The following is a 22,979-nucleotide window of genomic DNA, read 5'->3' on the forward strand; positions in this document are numbered from 1 at the left end:
ACAATGAATATTTCGCATTCCGATTGATTTTTTCAATCGGAAAATTTAGTAAAAAGGGGAGGTTTCATGAAACTTTCGCAGCTCGAAAATCCAAGTCAGATTAAAAATCTATCTCTTGAAGAATTAGAGGATTTGGCGAATCAAATACGCCTTTTCCTTTTGCAAAGCATTAGTCAAACAGGTGGCCATTTATCCAGTAATCTAGGCGTAATTGAACTGACACTTGCGCTTCATTATGTGTTTGATTCACCGAAAGACAAAATCATATTTGATGTCGGCCATCAAAGTTATACCCATAAAATTATTACAGGACGGCTATTTGAATTCGATCATCTTCGCCAATTTAAAGGTCTGTCGGGTTACCAAAAACGCAATGAAAGTGAGCATGATCCTTGGGAAGCAGGACATTCTTCCACTTCCATTTCGGCCGGACTTGGCCTTGCGATTGCGCGTGATTTAAACCATGAACATTATGAAGTGATTAGTGTGATTGGCGATGGTGCTTTAGGTGGGGGAATGGCTTTAGAAGCATTAAACGATCTTGGTGCGCAAAATCGCAAAATGATTGTTGTGTTTAACGATAATGCCATGTCCATTTCGCCTAATATTAGTGGTATTGAAAGCTCGATCACAAAACTTAGAACGTCTAAAGTGTATCGAGATACGAAAAAAGACTTATACGATTCTTTAATCACGACAAAAACTGGACTAGAAATATTAGATTTTCTTCGTCATTCTCGTGATTGTATTAAAGAAAAAGTGATTGATGCGCCTTTGTTTAGCGACTTTGGCTTGGATTATATCGGGCCAGTTGACGGAACCGATATGGGCAGTATGATTTCTGCTTTACAAACGGCTAAAGAACATGATGGACCAATTGTTGTTCATGTTTTGACGACAAAAGGAAAAGGCTATGCGTTTGCGGAAAATGACGAAATTGGTGAATGGCATGGTGTTTCACCCTTTGATTTAACAAGTGGTCAAGCAAAAGAAAAACCAAGTTTAGATACGATCTCATGGTCCCAAGTCATTGCCCGAACACTCAATCGCTTTGCCTTTAACGATCCTAAACTTTGTGTGATCACACCGGCAATGGCTACTGGAAGTGAGCTTATTCCATTTTCTCAAAAGTATCCGGACCGCTTTTTTGATGTGGGCATAGCCGAAGAGCACGCCGTGACCATGGCGGGCGCCATGGCGCAAGGAGGATTACATCCTTTCGTTTCGATTTATAGTTCGTTTTTACAACGCGCTTATGACCAAGTGTTACACGATGTCGCTCGTATGGATTTACCTGTCGTATTTGGCGTTGACCGTGCGGGGCTTGTCGGCAGTGATGGGGATACGCATCAAGGCATTTATGATATTGCCTTTTTGTCCACGATTCCAAACACAATCATTGCGCAACCCAAAAACGCAACTGAAGCGCAAAACTTGTTATATACGGCATTCCAACAAAAACATCCATTTTTTGTTCGTTACCCAAGAGGAAAAGTCAATTATTCCGTCAATCTAAATTTAGAACAACTACCAATTGGAACTTGGACTTATTGTCAAACGCAAATTCAAAGTCAAAACTCTACTTTTAATTTTGATCATCAAGAAAAAAAATCCAATCAAAGTCGTGATGAGATTACGCGTTTAAAACAAATGTCTGCAATCGAACAAATTATCATTTCTTATGGTCCCCAAGTGGAAACGATTGAACAAAGGGCAATCTTAGAAAATAAGAATTGGCTAGTCGTCAATGCACGTTATTTAAAACCTTTAGATATAGAAATGTTAGATGTTTTACAAGGTATGAATACACCGATTACGGTTTATGAAACGGATGAGGCCCAAGGTGGATTGGCAGATCAAATCGCCGCTTATTTCTATAAAAAAGAACAAGATTACCATGTGGTTACGCTGCGTGATGGCTATATCCAACATGGCAAAGTCGATCAACTTTTAAAAGAACAAAATTGCTCGATCGATGACTTATTTGAACAGGTGAATGCATATGCGTCTTGATCAATATCTTGCAACTTCACTAGGCTCGAGAACAAGAGCAGCGGACGCAATTAAAGCGGGACGTGTTTCAGTGAATGGCCAAGTGATTACCAAACCAGCGTTTGACATGAATTTGGATGATCAAATTGAAGTCCAACAAATTGAACATGATTATGTTTCACGAGCAGGCGGGAAACTCGCAGCTGCTTATGATGCATTTTCAATCGATACCCTAAACCAAGTTGTTTTAGATATTGGCGCAAGTACGGGTGGATTTACTCAATGTGCTTTAGAACATGGGGCTAAAAAAGTTTATGCGCTAGATGTCGGACATCTACAACTCAATGAAACTCTTGCCCAAGATTGTCGTGTAGTCAAAATGGAGGGTGTCAATGCTAGAGGCATGCAAAAAGAATGGTTTGAGGAAACAATCGATTTTATTTGTATGGATGTTAGCTTTATTAGTGCTATTACAATTTTAGAACCTGTTTTTGAACAGTTTGTACCACTACATTGCGTCATTTTATGTAAACCGCAATTTGAATGTGGTCCAAAAGCATTGAATAAAAAAGGCGTAATCCGCCATGTGAAATATGAAAAAGAAGCGCTTGAAAAACTCACCCTCTTTTTAAAGCGCTACTATAAAACGGTTAAATCGATTCCTTCGCCAGTAGTTGGCCGCAAAGGCAATCAAGAATACGTTCTTTATGCGAAAGGAAGGAGGCTTTTCGATGATTGATCAGTTAATGGTTCAAGATTATATCTTGTTTGATCATGCAGTAATTGATTTTAGACGCAATATGGCTGTGATTACCGGTGAAACAGGAGCGGGTAAATCGCTTTTAATCGATGCGATCCATGTCATATCTGGAGGAAGAGTCTCTAAAGACGTTGTGCGTAAAGGGAAAAAACGTGCCGTTTTACAAATGGTTTTGAGTGAGCCAAATGATGAAGTCAAAGAAATGCTCAATGAGGCAGGATTTGATGAAGATGAAAGCATCATTTTAACGCGAATCATTCAAGCCGAAGGAAAGAGTCGAATGCTGGTCAACGATCGGCAAACGACCAATTCCTTTGTTGCTAAGCTGGTTTCCAAAATGATCGATATCCATTCTCAAATGGACACGATTCGGTTAATGGATCCTGCTTTACAATTGGATTTGTTAGACCGTTATGCGAAAAACGATTCGTTACGTAAAGAACTAGAAGTGGCTTATCGCAAGCTGCATGCCAAAATTGTTGAGATCCACAAGCTCAAGCAAGAAACGTTTTCCGATGAGCACTTAGAAAAGATCACAAAACAAATTAATGAAATTGAACAAGCTAAAGTCAAACCCCAAGAACTAGAACAATTACAAGAAAAAATCGAGCAAGCAGACAGAGCTCAATCTACATTAGAAAATCTATCCCAAGCGCTTTATTTATGGAAAAAAGAACAAGGCATTAACGATCAATTTGCCCAAGCAATCAAACGCATGGAATCTGTTTATACTCATGAAGACTATGGTTTGAAAATGCAAGATTTGTATTATCAAGTACAAGATATATTTGAACAAATTGAACAAACCAAAGAGGATGTTACAGAAGGTTCGCTGCAATTAGATGCGATGCAAGAACGCGAATTCTTCATTCAATCCCTATATAAAAAATATGGTGGAAATTATGAAGAGATGATGGAAACGTTAGCAAACTTAAATGAGCAAGTCGATCGTATATTAAATCGCCAAGACGTTTTAGATCGTTTAGAAAAAGAAAAACGTGAACTGACTAAATCATACACACAACTAGCAAGTGCGATTCATCGCTCACGAAAACAAGCCGTCGAATCTTTACGCCAGCAAATTGAAATGCACGCTAAAGATTTGATGTTAGAACATTGTCGTTTTGATATTCGCTTCAATCAAAAAAAGGCTTCTAAAGATGGTATGGATGATATCGAATTTATCGCAAGTATGAATCCGGGTCAGCCTTTAACACCATTAAAACTATCTGCTTCTGGTGGTGAATTATCCCGTTTAATGTTGGCTTTAAAAGTTGTGTTTCAAGCTGAAGATGGCATTGGCACGCTAATTTTTGATGAAATTGATACGGGTGTTTCGGGGAAAGTTGCCCTTGCCATGGGTTCAAAAATGCATGCGCTTGCAAAGCATTATCAAGTGCTTTGTATTACTCATCTTTCCTCAGTTGCTGTATGGGCGGACGATCATTTTTGCGTTGTTAAACGTACGGATGGCTTAAGTACGACAACGAGTGTCAATCCACTAAATGAACAACAACGTTTAGAAGAGCTCGCAATTATGACGCACGGCATGGCCGATACAAAAGCAATCGAGAGTATGAAAGAATTACTAGAAAGAGTACGACATGGCTAAAGTATTATTTCATATTGATTTAAATGCATTTTTTGCTTCAGCAGAAGAGCTTCGGCACCCCGAATTAAAAAACAAGCCCCTAGCGATTGGCTCAAATAGCGCTAGGGGCGTTCTTTCGACTTGTAACTATGCTGCTAGAGAATATGGTGTCCATAGCGCAATGCCCTCTTATCAAGCAAAACAACTTTGTCCTGATCTTGTGATTTTAGATGCAGATCACAAGTATTATCGATCTCTATCCAATCAATTTTTTGCGTATTTAAAACAATATACAGGAAAAATTGAAGTGTTATCGATTGACGAATGCTTTATGGACGTCACGATGATCATTTCTAAATATCCACGACCTTTAGATTTAGCTGTTCAAATTCAACAAGGCGTATTGCATAAACTTGGATTGAAATGCTCGATCGGCGTAGCGCCAACCCGCTTTTTAGCCAAAATGGCGTCTGATTTAAGAAAACCGATGGGGATTTCAGTCATTCGTAAACGCGATATTGAATCTAAGCTGTATCCGCTTGATGTAGGAGCATGTTTTGGGGTTGGAAAAAAGACCGTTGGTAAATTGAAAGAAGTTGGAATTAACACGATTGGAGATCTAGCGAATCCTGAACATGAAGATCTGGCACAAAGTGTTTTAAAAAATGCGTGGCCGGAGATTCAAGAGAGAATTATGGGTCGGTCTAGCGATGAGCTCATTTATTCGTCAACTCGTAAATCTGTTTCGCATTCCAAAACGTATAGTACAGATGTCTATACAATCGACGAAGTGATTGTTCGAGCGAGTGAATTAGTCAAAGAGTTGAGTGCAGCGATGCAAAAACAACAAATTAAAGGCAGCGTTTTTTCGATGATCTTTCGAGATAGTCAATTTAACAATCAAGTGCGTTCGACTAAACTTCCATGTATGACCAATGATTATTACATATTAAATGAAGCGGCTAGATCACTCATTTATCGTTATTTTGAACCTGTCGGGTATCGTCATTTAGGAATTAGTGTTGGCTCTTTAGCAAACGAAGAGAAAATCGTGGATCAACCGACTTTATTTGATGACTTTAAATCGACAACAAAAGATGTCATTGCCAATTTGAATACTCAAATTGAAGGAGCAAAGCTTATGACACTTTCCCAAATGCTCAAAGAAAAAGAAAACCAAAAGAATGAGAAAGGAGAATAATGAATGACCTGTCCAAATCAAAACGAGATGACAATTGAACAATTGCTTCAAGAATGCCGTCAAGATTATTTTGTTGAACCTTCTTGTAAAATTCTCCAACACAAAAATCATTTTTGTGTCAACTCTGATTCAGCTGATTTAGCGCGCTTTATTACGATTCGACCTGATGAAGAAATTTGCGAAATCGGGACGAATAATGGCGCATTGTTAGTGTATTTAGATCGCTTTAAACCGAAAAGTTTGACAGGAATCGAAATATTGGACATGCCCGCTTTATTAGCAAAAGAAAATTTAAAAACGATTCAACATGCGACAAGTCATGTGTTTTGCGGTTCAGTTGTAGATTTTCCGGATTACCAATTTGATGTTGTACTGAGTAATCCACCATATTTTGAATTATCCGATCGTGAGAAAAAACAAATTGAACAAGGGACTTTTTCTCATCGACAACTTGCTCGCTTTGAACATAATCTTGATTTAGAAACTTTAATTCAACAAGTTTCACGATTGTTGCGTTCGTATGGCCGTTTTTACCTCGTTCATCGACCTGATCGATTAGTGGAAACGATTTTAATGATGAATCGCTACAAGCTTGCAGCATCGAAAATTCAAATCATTTATGATGCTCGTGATCAACAACCAAAAGCATTTTTACTAGAAGCAGTAAAAGAGGGAACTTGTAAAGCAAGAATATTAGAACCTTTATATCGTGGCGCCTAGAAAGGATACATCATGGATATCGAAAATCTGATTCGTACGTATTTAATTTGGATTGAAAATGGCCAAGGCAAAGCTAAGGCAACTATCGATTCCCAAAAAGAAGATTTGAGGTTATTAGCGCGCTATTTAAAAGAAGAGAGCGTGCGATTAGAAGATGTCGATCAAATTTTCTTGCAAGGTTTTCTTGATTCGTTATCCTTACGCTATCAAGCAACTTCTGTATCCCGTCTAACGAGTACGTTACGTTCTTTTTTTGGTTACTTAAATGTCTTTTATGGATTGAAAGATCCAAGTACACTTTTACAAGCACCAAAGCGTGAAAAGAAATTGCCGGTATGGGCAGCAAGTGAAGAAATCGATGAGATTCTCAAACGTTTTGATTCAAGTCCTAAAGGAATCTTAGATAAGACTATTATCATGGTGTTATATTGTTGTGGTTTGCGAGTCAGCGAGTTATGTACGCTCAAACAAAATGATGTCCGTTTAAACCAAAAACAAATTCGTGTGTACGGCAAAGGGGGCAAAGAGCGAATGATCCCCTTAGTCGACGCATGTGTTTTGCAAATGGAAACGTATAGTCAAACGATTCGTAAACCAACCGGTAATGCAGGACTCTATTTCTTTGTGTCGCCAAAAGGAAAACAACTAAATCGGCAATACGTGTATCGTTTGGTAAAAGCTTGTGCTTTACAAGAAAACTTATCACCCCAGTTTTCACCGCACTCGCTTCGTCATTCGTATGCGACAAGACTCATTGAAAAAGATACGGATTTACGTTTAGTTCAAGAACTGCTCGGTCATAGTGACATTGCTACTACGCAAATTTATACCCATATCGATTCATCACGTTTGATCGACACGATTGATCTTGCTTTACCAAGTCCCAATCTTGATCTCGATTCTCAGGCGCTTGATCAAAAATCGCTAAATGACAATGAATCAAAAGCATTGTAAAGGTATTGAAAACAAAAAGAACTTGCTTAGTGTGCTACAATAGAAAAGCACGGTGAAAGAACAAATTTTTAAACTTTGTTCATCGACCGCATCAATTTTGAAAAAATAATTTTTATTTTTTATAGAGGAGGTTTTGAAGATGAGTTGTGAAGGATGCCCATCTGCAGGTAAATGTTCAAAAGACCCATCCAGCTGTGGTCTAAAACAAAATCCTGATAATCATATTAAAAGTATTGTTGCCGTAATGTCCGGTAAAGGTGGCGTAGGGAAAAGTACAGTAACTGTTATGCTTGCTCGTGCTTTAGCTCGCCAAGGTAAAAAAGTAGGAATTTTGGATGCTGATATTACAGGACCATCTATTCCACGTTTAATGGCATTAGAACATGAACAAGCTTATGCTGATGCAAAACAAAATGTATTGCCAATCATGAGTGAAGATGGCATTAAAATGATGTCTTTGAACTACATGTTAAACGACGAAAACGATCCTGTTGTTTGGCGTGGTCCAATCATCTCCAATGTATTAAAACAGTTCTACTCTGATGTTCTTTGGGGTGAATTAGATGTTTTATTAATTGATATGCCACCAGGAACAGGCGATGTTGCATTAACAATTTTACAAGATTTCCCAGTGGATGGTGTTGTCATGATTTCTACACCTCAACCAATGGTATCTATGATTGTTACTAAAGCAATTCGTATGTGTGGCATGATGCATATGCCAGTATTCGGTATTGTCGAAAATATGGCTTATCTCAACTGTCCACATTGCAATGAAAGAACAAACTTCTATAATCCAGAAGATTTAGAAGAATTCAAAAACAATGTCGGCGTACGAATTTATCAAACATTACCAATGTTAGATTTATTACGAGATGTAAATGCGTATGATACATTCAACTTGGCACAACAAGAAGAAGTAAATCAATTGTTTGCAGAATTTGCGAGCGACTTAATGGATGATGTTCAACTTGCTAAGGAAGGGAAGCTGAATGGAACCCCAACTGCTTCAGCAGCTTAAACAAGAATATCACGAGCTTCTGGATCAACATAACCTAGCACAAGCGATGCCTTTAATTCGGCAAGCGGCAAACTGGGGCGATTTAGAAGCGCAGATTCTGGCCAAAAATATCTTTTTGCATGGCTTATATCATCATCCTATTACCCATCATGCAGCACTTGAATATGCGCAAGTTGCAGCGATGAATGGAGATGCAAGTAGCATGTTTGATTTAGCTTGGCTTTATCAAAATGGAAAAGGAATTATCCATGATGATCAAAAAGCTCTCTATTGGCTAGATAAAGCTGCTAATCAAAACGAACCACGAGCAATGGATGCTTATGGAATGTTATATATGCAAGGAAGGATCATTCAAAAAGATCCTCAACAAGCAAAATATTGGTTTGAAAAAGCTTATGCATTAGATCCCAATGATCAATATGCCAAACATGTCAAAATGGCGAACTTGTTGATCAAAAAACTAAATCATCAAAATTAAAACTGAACAGGTTGCAGAATATTTAGTTCGATTCTGCAACCTTTTTTAATCGGTTAAAAAGAGATCAATCCTTTGTAAGCGTCAAATGAATGACGTGTGTTATTAGAATAAAAGGCGCTGTATTCTGTTTGTAGCTAAACAGAATACAGCGCCTTAATTATTTGACTGAAGATATAAGTTTTCAGGAAGATTTTTAGAGTATGGAACTAACTCTTCCACTACTTTCTGTGGAATTTGCTCTTCTTTGTAATACTTCAATGTATTCAAAACGTGTTCTAGGTACATGAATGGGTTTAATCCATTCATTTTAGCTGATTCTAGCAGTGTCATATACCCAGCAGCCGATTCTGCTCCGCTGACACTATTCGAGAACAAGAAATTCTTTCTTGCGATCACGAAACTCTTTATTTTTCTTTCAGCTAAATTATTATCGATCGGATAAATGCCATTTTCTATGTATCTCGCTAATTCTTCTTTACGCTCCAAGAAGTATGTTGCAGCTTTATGAGCTTTCGTTTTCTCTTCGAATCCTTCTGCTACAATTTCAACTTCTTGCACTAACTTTTCAAAACGAGGATTGCTTAGCTTTTTTCTGGCCTGTGTTCTCTGTTCAGTTGAACAATCAGAAAAGTCATTCTCGATTTGATACAGTTCTGCGATTTGTTTTAAAATGGCAACTAAACGATTTAAAGACTCATGTTCTTGAAGGAAGGCTTGAGCTTTTTCCGGAATATCATCGGAATTTTTATACGCATTCAAAATCTTTTTCAATTGGGCATAATCATCCCTACAGTTAACGGCATCATAAAAGTACCGTCTTGCATGTGCCAAACAAGATAGTTTTGTGCATCCTGGATAGGATCTGTAGCCTTGCAGTCCATCTGTCATGAGTGCGCCGGTAAAATCTGTCCCAAGCATACTTATGATAAATTCTTTTTTTCGACTTTCATTGAACTGGTAAAGAACCATTTGTTGTTGTGCATATTCTCCACTAACTCCACAGATCATATAGGAAGTCGATCGGTCTTTTAAGGCAAGACACTGTAGCGGTGTTTCATCCATATGGATGACATTTTGCTTCACTAGATCCTGATTGATCTGTTCGCAGATGGGGATTAGATATTGTTCATAGCACGTCTGTAAAATATTACTCATTGTCTGTCTAGACAGATCTACTCCCAAAGCAGAGGCGTCCTTTTCAAGGCGGTATAACGGTGTGCCCATCATGAATTTTTCATAAGCGAGTCCGGCAACAAGAGAAGTTGTGGCAATGCTCTTGTCAATGAGATCTGGTTCTTTCGGTTGAGCTTTGANGATCATCGATTTTCCGTTTTCATCTGTACATCCTNCCGGACAAACCTTTTTTTCCAGTTTGATTTTTCTGATTAGGTATTGAGCTGGTTGGTATTCAATAACGGTTTTTTCCGAATAATCTAAATGGGACATCTTTCTGCCACAGAATGGGCAGAGAGTGTTTTCATCGAGTTGAATAACATCGATGATATCGGGTTCGTGGTTTCTGCAGTCTTTTCTTGGTTTGTTTTTCTTAACGGCATCTAGCTTTTTCAGATCGTTTAATTGGTTGTCCAACTTTTTTCGATGATTTTGGACTTTAGCTAAAACTTCGCGATACTGTTCTTCAGTAATCTCACAGGCTTCACGTTTTTCGTTCAAGAATTCGATTGTGTCTTTTTCCAAATCAGTTGGTTCTAAGGTATCTAAGTCAAAGAGTCTGAGTTGAATGTTTTCAGTTTTTGCGGCAAAAAGAGCGTTTTGGAGATAATTATTGAGCTCTTTTCTGCCTTGAGATTCGCAGACTGTATCAATAAGTAAATTCACGACATCGTTTTTGTCCATGTCTTTTGTTTGTTCACGAATCTGAGTCGCTATGTTAGTTCGGATTTTTTGTTTAATTTCAGGATCTATTCTTACCATAACTGTATTATATCTTATTTATGCATAATATGAAACTTAATAAGATATTATATTAAATTTAAGTATGTTAAATATGTGTTTTTTCATATGTATATAGTTCTTGTCAAAAACCCAGCAGAGTGGCCTGCTGGGTTAAATGTATTTTGGTTTTTGAGGTAAAAATTGAGGGTCTGGCACAATTGTCATTCCGGATAGTAGAGCTTGTAACTGTGATGAGCTGATTGTTTGATATTGATTTATTTCAGTAAAAGGCCATTTTAAATGAGATCTAGCTAGACGTTTATAGACCAACCAGTAACCATTGCCATCATGGAGGATTCCTTTCATTTTATCTTTGGTTCGGTTAGTAAAAAGATACAAAGAACCATCCGTTGGATCTAGGTGATAAATTCCCTGAATGATAGAAGCATAACCATCAATCCCTTTACGAAGATCGGCTGGGTTATTCACTAGAATAATGTTTTTGACTTTGGAGAAATCTATTCCAAGATCTAAATAGCCGAAATCATTCATAATAAAAAGCCCCCTGAGATAACTGATCGAATTATCTCAAAAGGCTATTCATCTTAATACCCGTCATTCATTTGACGCTTACAATCCTTTCTAAAAGTGATCGATTCGTTCAACTCACATTAAATGTTGCGTTTAATTTGATAATTCACCAACAAAAAACAGGTGCGCAATACCCTTCCTCTATGAAATAGGGAGGGGTTAGCACCGTTCCCTTTACAAAATCCTTGTGTTTTTTGTTGTATAATTTAATCAGTCGTAATGTATAGAAGGGTTATAAATTCAATGAATTTCGATACAAATAATCATTCAGTGTTTTTATTACATTATCATCTAATTATGTGTATTCAATACCGTAATAAAGTGATAGACAACACAATTTCAAATAGATTACAAGAGATTTTCGAATATATTTGCCCAAAATATAATATTTTATTGGAAGAATGGAACCATGATGTCGATCATGTACATGTTCTTTTTAGAGGACAACCAAATAGCGAGATTTCAAAGTTTATTAATGCTTATAAATCTGCGAGCAGTCGGATGATTAAAAAAGAATTTCCTTCCATTCGACACTCATTATGGAAAGAAATGTTTTGGTCGCAAAGCTACTGTTTGATCAGTACAGGCGGTGTAACTGTAGACATTATTCAACAATATATACAATCACAAGGAGAAAAGAATCATGGCAAATAGAGCGTTTGTATATGCGATTCAACCAAATATAGAACAAAGTATACAGTGCCAAAAGACATTTGGTTCTTGTCGATTTGTGTATAACCAAATGTTGGATGTTCAAAGACAACGCCATCAAAATGGAGAAAAATATTTGTCAAAATTCAATGCAAATGATTATTGCAACCATGAACTTAAAAATAAATTCCCGTTTCTTAAAGAGATTGATAAATTTGCTCTTACAAACGCAATCTTTCATTTAGCAGATGGGTATGACAGATTCTTTAAACGATTAGGTGGTTTTCCAAAATACAAAAGTAAACACAAATCACGCAAGTCATATACAACAAATTTTACCAATAACAATATTGATATTGGCGATCGCTATGTTAAGTTGCCAAAATTAGGAAAAGTAAAAGCGATTATACATCGTAAAGCGCCAAGTGATTGGCTAATTAAATCCGCTACTGTATCTCAAAATAGAGATGGTTCTTATCAGGTATCTGTACTTTATGAGTATGAACAGGTGTCGGCTTCTGTTGCTGTAAAAGAAGTGCTCACTTTAGGTTTGGATTATGCATCCAATGGCTTATATGTGGATCACAATGGGAACCGTTGTAATATGCCACGTTTTTTTCGTGATTCAGCAGATCAATTAGCAAAACGGCAGAAAAAATTAAAGCATAAGGTTGTTGGCAGCGGTAATTATAAAAAACAACAAAAACGTATTGCGAAAATTCATAGACATATTGCAAATCAACGTAAAGATTTTCTACATAAAAAGTCTACTGAGATAGCCAATCAGTATTCTTGTGTTTGTGTAGAAGATTTAAATATGCGTGTAATGGCAAATAAAGGTTTCGGTAATGGAAAAGCTACATTAGACAACGGCTACGGAATGTTCGTGAATATGCTTGATTATAAATTAACAGAACGTGGTGGTTGTCTAGTAAAAGTAGACAAATGGTTTCCATCCAGTCAAATTTGTCATCATTGTGGCGAGAAATCTTCCATCACAAAGGATTTATCTATACGAGAATGGACTTGTCCTCATTGTGGAACGATTCTCGATCGTGACCAAAATGCTGCGCAAAATATTAAAATCGAAGGACTTCGTATGCTGAAAGCATCATAAAGTATCATGATTACGTAGGTGTGGGACGCGCCAAACGCAACGCTTGTAGACATTGTGGGAAAACTGCTCATAGGAGTGTGATAATAACCGCGGTGGTTGAAGCAAGAAGCTCCGACTTCTTTAAGTCGGGGTAGTTCACTAAAAACTGCTATCATTACCATTGTGAAATATACAGTTATAAAAACAATTACTTATATTGCTATGGTTTTATCGAGTGGACTGATGGTCTTCAATGTTGTCCATCAAAGCCCTATCTGGAAATTTTGGCTTGTGATCTTTACGTTATTTACTGGTGTTTATTACGCCTATTTGCGGCCTAAAATTTTACAGGAAAAAGAACATGAGATTTATACAATTCTTCCACAATCAGCCCGAAAAGCGCTTTTAGCTCACCGAAAACCGAAGATTAAGAGTAAACAACTTCCATTGTTAAAGCATGAAGAAGTGTATTGGATCGATCAAATGCGTACGAACTACTATCAATCTAAGCCGCATGTGTTTTATCTTACAAATTTACGCTTCTTTTGTTTAGATGAAGATTTTCACTTTGTTCATCGCTTGCAAGATCTAAAATTTGATTTCAATCTTACGCAAGCCAATGTAGTGAATATTCAAGTCAAAAAAGCGAATATCTCATTTCTTTGTCCTTCAAAAACAGAAATGGAATTAGCTTTAAATCTCATTGATCAGGATCAAAGTCTATAAAATATTAAAGGAATATAGTTATGCAAATTGAAGTAAACGAAGTTTTAAACGTTAGCCCTGAAGATTTTTACGATTACATGATTGATACAATTATTGAACAAATCGAAATCGACCTCGATGTTCAATTAAATCGCGAAGATATCAAAACTGGATATACCCATCGCGTAAGATCAGTAGATCAAAAGAGTGGAAAAACGACACGGACCCGCTATACGATCAAAGATGCCAAGCGCCCAGAACGTTTTGTGGTTGTCTTTTCAACGGCAGAACATTCGACAAAAGTAACGTATGAATTCAAACCGCTCGAAAATGGGACAAAAACAGACTTTTTATACATCATGGAAAAAACATATGGCGATACAGCATTAGAACCAAGAGGATGGCGAGCAAAATTCTCAGCGCGGACAACTCGATCCCGTTTGTTGCGCTCCATTAAAGCCGCCCAAAAAGATTGCATCGCAAAACTTGCAGAACAAGAACAACAAGACTAAACGAATTTACTTAAATAGTCTATTCATTTTTATATGCCACATCATCCGGAAGACAATTGTTAAAAAAGGACTTTGTGTTCCGGATTTTTATATATCCTTAATTTTCGAATTGAATTTTATCAAGAATAAAATCAGCGCTTCATAAGTGATTTGTCAGGATTAAATTTATGTAGTCAAACATTGCCTCAACAATTCTCATGAAATCAAGAGTGATTTTCTATGATTTGAGAAAGTTTTAGTTTAAAATCGCAAAGGACACAATCTATTTTTAAGACTGTTATCGCATGATCTAAGATAATTCCTAAAATCAAAAAGATTAGAGAAATGAATTTGTCTGAAATTGGAATTTTTGATCTAGCTGACAGTCAAGTATCGAAAATAGGGATTATAGAGTAAACTCTATAGTAAAGGGATTATTAATCACCCAACGAAAACAACAATGTTTGTAGACGATTCAAGATCGAATTGCTAAACCATGAATTTGGCTGGTTTGGTAAGATCTTTAGGTGATCAATCAGAGGACAAATCCTTTACGTGCTGTAAATGAAAGGGAGGTGTAGACAATGAAATTTCCATATCCAGGAAAATATACGTTTGTAGATGTCGAAATTCCCAATCTCAATAACAATTGTATTTGTGCAATCTCAATTCTTGTTTTTGATGAGGGTGAACAAGTCGTAAGTGCAACGGAACTGATTAATCCCCAAACATTTTTCTCCGCTCCTAATATTCGAATTCATCACATTCAACGCAAAGATGTCATTAATGCCCGAACACTTGAACAATTTTGGCAAGATTACAAGCAATACTTCGAACAACCTTATATTATTGGGGCGCATAATGCGATGAGTGATATTAGTGTACTCAACAAAGACTTGGCGAGATTCCATACTGAAATCCATGCTACTGAGTATTTAGATACGATGGATGTGATGGAACAGTTTTACTACAAAGGTAAACAAGGTAAAGGAGATCTAAAACTCTCCAATATCGCTGAACACCTCAATATTGAACTTGATCATCATAATCCGCAAAGTGATGTCAACTGCTGTTGTCAAATCGTTTGTTACATGTATGATCACTTTCAAATGGATATTACGCCATTCATTCATAAAATTCGTAAAACGAAATTTAAACCTAGCAAGCATCAAGATCAACCTACCGCAAGGCAATTGAAATCTTATTTAAGCTATGTCCATAAACAACTTCATTCCAATGCTCCCTCAACTAGACTTTCCGCTTCCAAAGCTAAAGCGAAAGGGGATCAATGTTATGAGGAAGGAAATTATGAAGGTGTAATTTTCAACTATGAGCTAGCGGCATTTAAGCATTGGATGTCACCTGGCATGTATTTACGTCTAGCGCAAGTTTATGAATCCTTAAATCTACGCTACGATTCCATTCGCATTCTAGAAAAAGGAATTCAAAACATTAAACGTGTTTCGCCTAATTGGAAAATGTTAAAATCGGCACAATACGATATTTATTCGCAACGGGCTAAACAAAAACGAAAAGGCAAGCGCCAACTGACTTCAAGCGGATCGATTAAAAACGCACCGAATAAAGATGCAATTGTTAAACCAAAGGCTACATTGAATAAAAAGAATATTCAAAAAGATACTGCTACAAATCCATCACTTCAAGGTCAAAAAACAGTTGAAGTGACTAATGGAGAACGCACTTCTTCGCAAAAAGCGATTAAATCGACTAAAACAACAAAGTCGAATAAACATCATAGCCAACGGACGATTTTAAGACGAAAAGCACAAACTCAAGTGGCGCAAAAAGCGAAAAAAGTTCAAAAACAAGAATCAAATACTGATTCAAAATAAATCAAGCTCTTTTTTAGTGATTCACTAAAGAAGAGCTTTTTAAGTGCATTATTTGAAGTGAAATAAGTCGTGAAATTAGATAGAAAAGATTGAATATGGATCAAATTGTTTGAAACGAGCAATAAATACATGAAAGTTCTAAAAAGAGAGTTGAAAATGCTTTTAAATATGTACAATGAATATAGTCAATCATCCACATAAATAAAAAATTGTTAAGATCAAGTCTAAACAACTGCTTTGATTTTGATCTATCGATTAACGAAGGAGGGATTTGGATGAAAAAAATTTTAATCGCTTGTAATGCTGGAATTTCGACAAGTATGCTAGTCCGAGATATGCGGGTTGTTGCCCAAAACAAAGGGGTTACATGCGATATTGATGCAAAAGATGTTGGCGAGGCAAAACGCCATTTAGATCAAGTAGACTTATTAATTTTGAGTCCACAAGTTAGACACGAAGAAAGCATTATTCATTCATTAAAGCCAGAACTTCCTGTTTATGTGATGGAAATGAAAGATTATGGTGCCTTAAATAGTTCTAAAATTCTAGAAAATGCCATGAACTTACTTGATGATTAAACCAATCTTACAAAACCTTTCAACAGTGTACCTGTATTCGAAATGAAGTATTTTCTACAATAAAGATGCATATTATGAAAGGAGATTAAGATGAAAAATCAAAGACGACACGCTAGCCAAGGACTTGTTTGTTTAGCGATGAGCTCACTTTTATTTGCGGCATGTTCCACAAAACCTGCTCAACAAACAAGCATTGATTCAACTGCTTCCGTCATTGCGACGATTACAGAAATCCAAGAAACAAATTTATTGGTTGAACCCATCGAAGGATCTGAGGAATTGAATAGTTCAGATGTATTCTCAGTTTCCTATGTCAATATTGAAATGCCGGCAGATATTCAAGTTGGAGACCAAGTCGAAATCTTCTACAATGGTCAAATTCAAGAAACAGCTCCTGCAATCTTAGATGGCGTTGAACGAATCGAATCTGTTAAATAAAAAATAAGGAGACATGAAGACGAAAAACAGGTGATCGAATAACACTTGTTCAATAAGTTTCATGTCTTTTTTTATTGCATTTTACAAATGCGGTACAATATTGAGGCACTCGGAATCTATCATAGAGAATCCAATTGTTTCGTTTAAGATTCAAAGTTGCATTTTTTGTTTTCACCAATAAATCGAATTATAATAACTCTGTAATTTTAAAAAGAACATTATGAAATAAAAAAACAGCCGAAAAGGCAGAGGAAATATTATGTCAAAATTATCTGTACTCGCTGCAAGAACTTCGTTGTGCTTGCTGTCTATGGTGGGTCGCGGTGGCTCAATGCCCGGGACAATCGCTTTGAAGCTCGATCCAGACTCACTCTCTAAGCTTAAATTTAATGGACCTGTTATTCTTGTTACTGGAACAAATGGAAAAACAAGTACCGCGAATATGATTTCTAGTATGTTTGAAAAAGCGGGAAAACGCGTCATTTCGAACCGTAAAGGCGACAATATGAAAGCAGGAATTACGACCGCTATCTTAACGCATACAAAAATGAATGGAACAGTCGATGCGGATGTCTGTGTATTAGAAGTAGATGAATTAAATATTCGCCATGTCTTACCTTATATCCCTGTTAGCGCACTTGTCGTTACAAACTTCTTTCGCGATCAATTAGACCGTGCAAAAGAGATGGAACAGCTAATTAACTCCATCGAAAGCGTCTTACCTAATTATCAAGGCACTTTAGTATTGAATGGAGATGATCCGAATACAGTACGCCTTGCTTTAAAAGCGCCTAAAGCAAATGCTGTTTATTTTGGGATTGGACAAAATCAATATTCAGTTTTAAATGGCCTTGAAGCAGCTGAAGGAAAATTCTGTCCTATTTGCGCATCACGTTTACATTACGATTATTACCAATATTCACATATTGGTCATTATTCTTGTCCAAATTGTGATTTTAAAACTCCAGAATACGATGTTGCGTTAAGTGATATCAATTTAACGAGCCAAACATTTGTCATTGATCAACATCAATATCAAGGACCTTATGAAGGAATGTATTCAATGTATAACTATGCAGCCGTTGCCGCTGTGATGAAGCATTTTAATGTTCCTGCTACTGCCTTTGATGCCATGCTCAAAGATGCGCCTAAACCAGCAGGACGAAATGAACATTTTACAAAAGGAAATCAAGAAGTCATTTTGAACTTGATCAAAAACCCAACTGGTGCAAATGAAGTTTTAAAGGTGATTGAACAAGATCAAAATGAAAAAGCGATTGTTATTGTCTTAAACGACAAAGAACAAGATGGAACCGATGTTTCTTGGATCTATGATACGCATTTTGAAAAACTGATGGACGATCAAACGAAACAAATTATTTGCACAGGAAGAAGAGCGGGCGATATGGCTTTACGCTTATTCTATGGTGATTATCAAAACGACTTAAGTATCGAAGACGATATTGATCAAGCAGTATCGAAAGCTCTAGCAAGTAGTGAACACGTTTATGTGATTGCTACCTATACTGCTTTACTTGTTGCTCGAAAAGCAATTACGAAGGAGATGGGTCTATGAAAATAAAATGTGCTTGGATGTACCACGACATCATGGATTTATATGGTGACAAAGGGAATATCATGACTCTATCGAAACGTGCTCAAGCTCGTGGAATTGATTTCGAAGTCGATACGATTGGTATTGGTCAAGAAGCTGATTTATGTCAATACGATCTTTGCTTTATGGGTGGCGGTGCGGATAAAGAGCAAGTTGCACTCATTCCAGATTTATTAAAGCGCAAAGACAATATTCATCAAGCAATTGCTCAAAATACTTTTTTCTTTTTAATTTGTGGTGGCTACCAATTGTTTGGTCAATATTACGAAACTGTAGATCACCAAAAAATTGAAGGGGTTCAAGTAGGCAGTTATTATTCATTAACTGGAAAAGATAAAAGTCGTTGCATTGGCAACGTGGTCTGCGATGCAAATTTAGATGGGATCCATCTGCGCTTAGTCGGATTTGAAAACCATGGTGGACAAACGATGAACGTCGAACATCCATTAGGTCGTGTAATTCAAGGAAATGGAAATGCGTTTGATGCCGGAATGGAAGGCTATTATGATGGTCATATTTTAGGGACTTATTTACATGGTCCACTTTTACCTAAAAATGGCGAACTTGCCGATTTTGTTTTAGTAAAAGCACTACAAAAAAGACATCCAGAATTTACGCTACAAGACCTTGCACCAATGGATAACCCTTGGCAAGCGCCTGCACGAAAAGCAATTTTGGATCGCTATCAACTAAATGATCAACCCGAATAGTCAATCAGTTCCACAGATCAACTTACAGTGAATCCTAATCAATATTGGATTAATGAATATGCTTATACGCAGTAACGATTGATTTCATACACGAATGATGAGTCTCATTTCGCTTAAAGGTAAAGTACTTTAAGTTTAGATATAGTCCACATTCAGATCCGTTCATTATATTATCTATTACATCGTAAAAATAGGGATCAGGACCTTTGGCTTGTAAAAATAAAAAAACTGCTTATATTTAGAGAATAAGGGCAGAACAATATCTGCTACGAAAGGAATTTAAAGAATATATGAATCGTTTAGCTGACAAAACTGCTGTGATTACCGGTGGGAACTCCGGTGTTGGAGCCGAAACAGCCAAACTGTTTGCGGATGAAGGGGCAAAAGTTGTCATCTCTGCAAGAAGAAAAGAAAAATTAGAACAAGTTGCAAAAGAAATCGAAGATGCCGGTGGGGAAGTCCTCGTCGTTCCATGTGATATCGCGAATGTCGATGATGCCAATCATTTAATCGAAGAAGCGATCCGTCACTTTGGCCAAATTGACATTTTAGTCAACAATGCTGGAACTCTTGAATCAGGTATGAAACCTATCGAATCTGCAACAGATGAAGATATTGATCGTATTATCGATACAAACTTAAAAGGTACAATGTATGTAACTCGTGCAGCAATCAAAGAAATGAAAGATAATGATGCAGCATCTATCGTCAACATTGCTTCTGTCGCAGGAGAAAAAGGATGTGGACCAGCTGCATATGCATCATCTAAAGCGGGTATCATTGGTTTGACTAAACATACTGCATTTCGTTATGCAGGAACTGGTATTCGCGCCAATGCGGTATGCCCAGGAACAATTGCGACACCAATGACTACAAATATGGATCCAGCTGAATTGGATAACGATATGATGCATGCCATGGCAACACATTTAGATTTAAAAGCTCCAGTATCTACTGCTGAAGACATCGCAAACATCGCGTTATTTTTAGCTTCTGATGAATCAAAAGCAATTACCGGACAAATTCTAGTTTCTGATTTTGGAGCATCTCTATAATCCACAAAATTTAAAATGAAACGGCTAGCCGATCAGCGACTAGCCGTTTTTTTTGAATTTTTAGATTACAATGGATTTAAAGAGAAATGGAAAGACACATTAGCGAATACAAGATAGACGAAAAAGCGTTATAAATTCTCTTCCATTGTTCGTTTATCTTCGCGAGAATCAGCAAGAATACTCATGCTACATAAACGGCAACAAACTGTTTTAAGGACATTGATCATTAAATCAGTTTGCCAGTTCGGCGGATCGAATTGAATATCTTCAATCTTTCCCGTTGTCATTTGCTGGTGTAACATTTGTTCAAAGATTTCTGCAAATTTATTAAAATGCGCTTCGGTATGTAAAGTATGGTCCATTGAATAATAGATTCCAATCATATCCGAGATATCTTGTAACATAAAACATTGTTTTAAAACCATTACAACGTAGAGAAAAGCTAAGTGATAGTTTGTATAACGTTTTTTGACCGGTGGTTTAACGATTGAACTTTTAACGTAATTGTTAATCATGCTCGGTGTAATACATGGTTTTTTTGAATCAAAATACAAATCATCGAGCCAGAAATTTAATAACTCGACAACTTGATCCATATATAAATCAATCGCAGGAAAATCACTCCAACGGGGAACTTTGTATTGAGTAAGCATGTCATGATGTTTAGTATTGTTTGGCATGCCGTTATTATATCAAAATGAAAAATATTCGTGAGATAGAAGTTGAAAAAAATAAAAAGCAATGCAAGTGAGCGCAAAATTAACGTGAACCAAGCATAAAACTAACTTTATCTTCAGTTGGTTTCATTGTGCAAAGGTTGAGCGAGCATGAGTTTTCTTTTAAAATAAGAAAAGGTGATAAATATGAAAAAACTAATCAGCTTTTTTGTCTCTCTAGCAATGGCTTTTTCTCTAGTGGGATGCTCTCACAAAAAAACATCGATTCCAGTTGCGGAAGATGTCGATTTTAAATTAGTCGATGTATTGGCTGTAGAAAACGAAAATGTGAATACGGCTTACTATTACTTCTTAGCAAGCGTGGAAAATAATTCTGATAAAGTGTACCATATGTCCAATTTATCGTATAAATTAATGGCAAAATCGGGATCAGAATATAAATCAATTAATCCAATTGATCAGTTTAAAACGATCATCTCTAACGATGTCATTTCGGGAATGTCTACATATATTTATGGATATATTGGCGTTCCGAAAACAAGTGATCGCAATATTGGTTTGTATGTTGATGGGCAAGATGAATTCATTCCGTTTGATTCTGTAAAAATCAGAAACATTAAAGATGAAAACGTCAAAAATTCAAGTGAATCTAAATTTATCGTTTATAGTGATGAATTTTATGAATTTGAAGTCGATGCTTCGAATTTAAGTTATCATTACGCAAATGGTAAATCTTCCGTCGAAGGTTTAAAGATCAATTATAAAAACAAATCGGACAAATTCTTGGTTGTTCCATTTTTATCTCCGGTATGTACGATTGATGGATTAAAAATCTCATCGTTGACCGATGCCGATAAACTCAAAACAATGAGCCAAGAAGAAATCTCAAAACAAAACTTCTCACAAAACGATATGGAAGCTAAAACAGAGTCATTTAAAGCAGAAACGTATGGCTATCAGCTCTTCTATTTGGATGCTCAACAAGAACTATCTGTTAATGTTTTGTTTGAAGCAGAAGATGTTATTCCAGATTTTTCCGCAAAACAAAAAAATGGAATTACCATTTCGATTAACTCGCCAGCATTAGGCTATAGACAAAACATCAAAGTTCCTTATTAAATTCAGAATGAATAAGCAAGCTGAATATCATCCAGACGTTTGTGATTGATATTCAGCTTTTTTATATATGAAATAGAATAAGAAATGCATGATCGATAGAGGCTTATTTATTTTTTAAAACTAGATTTTCAGTAGCTTTATATAAACTGTCCCCCTAAAACTGGACACGAATCGACCAACATACCTATGACTACAGTCAGAGATCTAGATGACATAAAGTAAGCATAAAATGCTTTAAGTTAACTAATCTAGAATTATTCGAGCATATAATTTAAAACGATTCGGATTATTCGTTACTATGTAAATATATTATAGACTGTAAAAAGTTCAGAATTATCCCATATCATCACGATAAAAGAGTTTATAATAAGTATGAAGATGCAACATATTTATAATCATAAGAGTGGTAGGTTTTATTAGCGGAAATATAAAGTTGATATATTTCTCAAATCATACATTCCATGGAGGAATTGCCAAATGAGTAAAACAAACAAAATCAAAAGCTTGCTTGCACTAAAAGGAATCAAAAGCATTGAGTACACTCGGATCTTAGGCTTATCTAGACCACAAGCTCTGAATACAAAGTATTCACGAGATGCATTTTCAGCAGATGATTTGATCCGTTTAGCGAGTTTAACGAATACTCGTCTATCGTTTATCGATCCAGTTACTAGGGAGCCTTTAGTGACTTTTGACATGGGAGATGTCAAAAACGAGAAAGACGAATTAGATCGATAATATCCCCCAATTCGATGATCTATTCTATGTTTGTTCTGGAAAAAAGATA

Annotated in this window: 23 protein-coding genes; 20 read left to right on the forward strand and 3 right to left on the reverse strand. The window is 36.4% G+C overall.

Annotated features, from left to right (window positions below; genetic code table 11):
* Positions 1-66 precede the first annotated feature (66 nt).
* The 8 genes from dxs (at position 67) to ALLST_RS0104255 (ending at position 8,717) form a co-directional block, all read left to right on the forward strand.
* The gene (dxs, locus tag ALLST_RS0104220; RefSeq protein ID WP_019892839.1) at positions 67-2,013 is read left to right on the forward strand and encodes a 1-deoxy-D-xylulose-5-phosphate synthase; all 1,947 of its coding nucleotides are present in this window, start codon (positions 67-69) and stop codon (positions 2,011-2,013) included.
* Positions 2,003-2,731, forward strand: coding sequence for a TlyA family RNA methyltransferase (locus ALLST_RS0104225; RefSeq protein WP_019892840.1), 729 nt, complete (start codon positions 2,003-2,005; stop codon positions 2,729-2,731). Before dxs ends, ALLST_RS0104225 begins: the two co-directional genes overlap by 11 nt.
* The gene (gene recN, locus ALLST_RS0104230; protein WP_019892841.1) at positions 2,724-4,364 is read left to right on the forward strand and encodes a DNA repair protein RecN; all 1,641 of its coding nucleotides are present in this window, start codon (positions 2,724-2,726) and stop codon (positions 4,362-4,364) included. The genes ALLST_RS0104225 and recN overlap by 8 nt, the downstream gene beginning before the upstream one ends.
* A complete protein-coding gene (gene dinB, locus ALLST_RS0104235) occupies positions 4,357-5,544 on the forward strand; it encodes a DNA polymerase IV (protein WP_019892843.1) in 1,188 nt (395 codons plus the stop codon). Before recN ends, dinB begins: the two co-directional genes overlap by 8 nt.
* A 3-nt stretch (positions 5,545-5,547) precedes the next feature.
* On the forward strand, positions 5,548-6,264 hold the full coding sequence (locus ALLST_RS0104240) for a tRNA1(Val) (adenine(37)-N6)-methyltransferase (protein ID WP_019892844.1): 717 nt from the start codon (positions 5,548-5,550) through the stop codon (positions 6,262-6,264).
* Between the two features lie 12 nt (positions 6,265-6,276).
* Entirely contained in the window at positions 6,277-7,218 is a 942-nt protein-coding gene (locus tag ALLST_RS10090) for a tyrosine-type recombinase/integrase (protein ID WP_019892845.1), read from the forward strand.
* Between the two features lie 139 nt (positions 7,219-7,357).
* The gene (locus ALLST_RS0104250; RefSeq protein ID WP_019892846.1) at positions 7,358-8,239 is read left to right on the forward strand and encodes an Mrp/NBP35 family ATP-binding protein; all 882 of its coding nucleotides are present in this window, start codon (positions 7,358-7,360) and stop codon (positions 8,237-8,239) included.
* Positions 8,211-8,717 (forward strand): tetratricopeptide repeat protein, encoded by a 507-nt coding sequence (locus ALLST_RS0104255; protein ID WP_019892847.1) that lies wholly within the window; start codon positions 8,211-8,213, stop codon positions 8,715-8,717. Before ALLST_RS0104250 ends, ALLST_RS0104255 begins: the two co-directional genes overlap by 29 nt.
* A gap of 153 nt (positions 8,718-8,870) precedes the next feature.
* Here ALLST_RS0104255 and tnpC read toward each other — a convergent pair whose 3' ends face one another.
* The gene (tnpC, locus tag ALLST_RS0104260) at positions 8,871-10,652 is read right to left on the reverse strand and encodes an IS66 family transposase (protein ID WP_019892848.1); all 1,782 of its coding nucleotides are present in this window, start codon (positions 10,650-10,652) and stop codon (positions 8,871-8,873) included.
* 132 nt (positions 10,653-10,784) lie between these two features.
* Positions 10,785-11,165, reverse strand: a complete 381-nt coding sequence (tnpB, locus tag ALLST_RS10095) for an IS66 family insertion sequence element accessory protein TnpB (protein ID WP_019892745.1) — start codon at positions 11,163-11,165, stop codon at positions 10,785-10,787.
* A gap of 282 nt (positions 11,166-11,447) precedes the next feature.
* Here tnpB and tnpA point away from each other — a divergent pair, with 282 nt between their 5' ends.
* From tnpA to ALLST_RS0104315, 10 genes are all read left to right on the forward strand, one after another.
* Entirely contained in the window at positions 11,448-11,858 is a 411-nt protein-coding gene (gene tnpA / locus ALLST_RS0104270; protein WP_019892849.1) for an IS200/IS605 family transposase, read from the forward strand.
* Complete coding sequence (locus tag ALLST_RS0104275) at positions 11,848-12,972, forward strand: RNA-guided endonuclease TnpB family protein (RefSeq protein ID WP_019892850.1); 1,125 nt, start codon at positions 11,848-11,850, stop codon at positions 12,970-12,972. The genes tnpA and ALLST_RS0104275 overlap by 11 nt, the downstream gene beginning before the upstream one ends.
* A gap of 96 nt (positions 12,973-13,068) precedes the next feature.
* Positions 13,069-13,677 carry a hypothetical protein gene (locus ALLST_RS0104280; protein WP_019892851.1) on the forward strand — a complete coding sequence of 203 codons (609 nt, stop codon included), beginning with the start codon at positions 13,069-13,071 and terminating at the stop codon, positions 13,675-13,677.
* Between the two features lie 20 nt (positions 13,678-13,697).
* Positions 13,698-14,168, forward strand: coding sequence for a DUF3284 domain-containing protein (locus ALLST_RS0104285; protein WP_019892852.1), 471 nt, complete (start codon positions 13,698-13,700; stop codon positions 14,166-14,168).
* Between the two features lie 563 nt (positions 14,169-14,731).
* Complete coding sequence (locus ALLST_RS0104290) at positions 14,732-16,000, forward strand: exonuclease domain-containing protein (protein ID WP_019892853.1); 1,269 nt, start codon at positions 14,732-14,734, stop codon at positions 15,998-16,000.
* A gap of 275 nt (positions 16,001-16,275) precedes the next feature.
* On the forward strand, positions 16,276-16,578 hold the full coding sequence (locus ALLST_RS0104295; RefSeq protein WP_019892854.1) for a PTS sugar transporter subunit IIB: 303 nt from the start codon (positions 16,276-16,278) through the stop codon (positions 16,576-16,578).
* 90 nt (positions 16,579-16,668) lie between these two features.
* Positions 16,669-17,016 carry a hypothetical protein gene (locus tag ALLST_RS0104300; RefSeq protein ID WP_019892856.1) on the forward strand — a complete coding sequence of 116 codons (348 nt, stop codon included), beginning with the start codon at positions 16,669-16,671 and terminating at the stop codon, positions 17,014-17,016.
* Between the two features lie 259 nt (positions 17,017-17,275).
* Positions 17,276-18,592, forward strand: coding sequence for a MurT ligase domain-containing protein (locus tag ALLST_RS0104305; RefSeq protein WP_019892858.1), 1,317 nt, complete (start codon positions 17,276-17,278; stop codon positions 18,590-18,592).
* A complete protein-coding gene (locus ALLST_RS0104310; RefSeq protein WP_019892859.1) occupies positions 18,589-19,341 on the forward strand; it encodes a type 1 glutamine amidotransferase in 753 nt (250 codons plus the stop codon). The genes ALLST_RS0104305 and ALLST_RS0104310 overlap by 4 nt, the downstream gene beginning before the upstream one ends.
* Before the next feature lie 290 nt (positions 19,342-19,631).
* The gene (locus tag ALLST_RS0104315; protein WP_019892860.1) at positions 19,632-20,396 is read left to right on the forward strand and encodes an SDR family NAD(P)-dependent oxidoreductase; all 765 of its coding nucleotides are present in this window, start codon (positions 19,632-19,634) and stop codon (positions 20,394-20,396) included.
* Positions 20,397-20,524: 128 nt separating this feature from the next.
* Here ALLST_RS0104315 and ALLST_RS11030 read toward each other — a convergent pair whose 3' ends face one another.
* Positions 20,525-21,076 (reverse strand): DUF1836 domain-containing protein, encoded by a 552-nt coding sequence (locus tag ALLST_RS11030; RefSeq protein WP_019892861.1) that lies wholly within the window; start codon positions 21,074-21,076, stop codon positions 20,525-20,527.
* Positions 21,077-21,259: 183 nt separating this feature from the next.
* On the opposite strand from ALLST_RS11030, the gene ALLST_RS0104325 reads away from it, so the two are divergent.
* Together ALLST_RS0104325 and ALLST_RS0104330 are read left to right on the forward strand one after the other, a co-directional pair.
* Entirely contained in the window at positions 21,260-22,192 is a 933-nt protein-coding gene (locus ALLST_RS0104325; RefSeq protein WP_019892862.1) for a hypothetical protein, read from the forward strand.
* A 477-nt stretch (positions 22,193-22,669) separates the two neighbouring features.
* Positions 22,670-22,930 (forward strand): hypothetical protein, encoded by a 261-nt coding sequence (locus ALLST_RS0104330; protein ID WP_019892863.1) that lies wholly within the window; start codon positions 22,670-22,672, stop codon positions 22,928-22,930.
* The last annotated feature ends 49 nt before the right edge of the window (positions 22,931-22,979 follow it).

Source organism: Allobaculum stercoricanis DSM 13633, assembly GCF_000384195.1.
Classification (GTDB): domain Bacteria; phylum Bacillota_I; class Bacilli_A; order Erysipelotrichales; family Erysipelotrichaceae; genus Allobaculum; species Allobaculum stercoricanis.

Excerpts from the sequence above, each read along its gene's own strand:
- dxs (WP_019892839.1), top strand. The coding sequence starts at position 67 with ATGAAACTTTCGCAGCTCGAAAATCCAAGTCAGATTAAAAATCTATCT.
- ALLST_RS0104225 (WP_019892840.1), top strand. The coding sequence starts at position 2,003 with ATGCGTCTTGATCAATATCTTGCAACTTCACTAGGCTCGAGAACAAGA.
- recN (WP_019892841.1), top strand. The coding sequence starts at position 2,724 with ATGATTGATCAGTTAATGGTTCAAGATTATATCTTGTTTGATCATGCA.
- dinB (WP_019892843.1), top strand. The coding sequence starts at position 4,357 with ATGGCTAAAGTATTATTTCATATTGATTTAAATGCATTTTTTGCTTCA.
- ALLST_RS0104240 (WP_019892844.1), top strand. The coding sequence starts at position 5,548 with ATGACCTGTCCAAATCAAAACGAGATGACAATTGAACAATTGCTTCAA.
- ALLST_RS10090 (WP_019892845.1), top strand. The coding sequence starts at position 6,277 with ATGGATATCGAAAATCTGATTCGTACGTATTTAATTTGGATTGAAAAT.
- ALLST_RS0104250 (WP_019892846.1), top strand. The coding sequence starts at position 7,358 with ATGAGTTGTGAAGGATGCCCATCTGCAGGTAAATGTTCAAAAGACCCA.
- ALLST_RS0104255 (WP_019892847.1), top strand. The coding sequence starts at position 8,211 with ATGGAACCCCAACTGCTTCAGCAGCTTAAACAAGAATATCACGAGCTT.
- tnpB (WP_019892745.1), bottom strand. The coding sequence starts at position 11,165 with ATGAATGATTTCGGCTATTTAGATCTTGGAATAGATTTCTCCAAAGTC.
- tnpA (WP_019892849.1), top strand. The coding sequence starts at position 11,448 with ATGAATTTCGATACAAATAATCATTCAGTGTTTTTATTACATTATCAT.
- ALLST_RS0104275 (WP_019892850.1), top strand. The coding sequence starts at position 11,848 with ATGGCAAATAGAGCGTTTGTATATGCGATTCAACCAAATATAGAACAA.
- ALLST_RS0104285 (WP_019892852.1), top strand. The coding sequence starts at position 13,698 with ATGCAAATTGAAGTAAACGAAGTTTTAAACGTTAGCCCTGAAGATTTT.
- ALLST_RS0104290 (WP_019892853.1), top strand. The coding sequence starts at position 14,732 with ATGAAATTTCCATATCCAGGAAAATATACGTTTGTAGATGTCGAAATT.
- ALLST_RS0104295 (WP_019892854.1), top strand. The coding sequence starts at position 16,276 with ATGAAAAAAATTTTAATCGCTTGTAATGCTGGAATTTCGACAAGTATG.
- ALLST_RS0104300 (WP_019892856.1), top strand. The coding sequence starts at position 16,669 with ATGAAAAATCAAAGACGACACGCTAGCCAAGGACTTGTTTGTTTAGCG.
- ALLST_RS0104305 (WP_019892858.1), top strand. The coding sequence starts at position 17,276 with ATGTCAAAATTATCTGTACTCGCTGCAAGAACTTCGTTGTGCTTGCTG.
- ALLST_RS0104310 (WP_019892859.1), top strand. The coding sequence starts at position 18,589 with ATGAAAATAAAATGTGCTTGGATGTACCACGACATCATGGATTTATAT.
- ALLST_RS0104315 (WP_019892860.1), top strand. The coding sequence starts at position 19,632 with ATGAATCGTTTAGCTGACAAAACTGCTGTGATTACCGGTGGGAACTCC.
- ALLST_RS11030 (WP_019892861.1), bottom strand. The coding sequence starts at position 21,076 with ATGCCAAACAATACTAAACATCATGACATGCTTACTCAATACAAAGTT.
- ALLST_RS0104325 (WP_019892862.1), top strand. The coding sequence starts at position 21,260 with ATGAAAAAACTAATCAGCTTTTTTGTCTCTCTAGCAATGGCTTTTTCT.
- ALLST_RS0104330 (WP_019892863.1), top strand. The coding sequence starts at position 22,670 with ATGAGTAAAACAAACAAAATCAAAAGCTTGCTTGCACTAAAAGGAATC.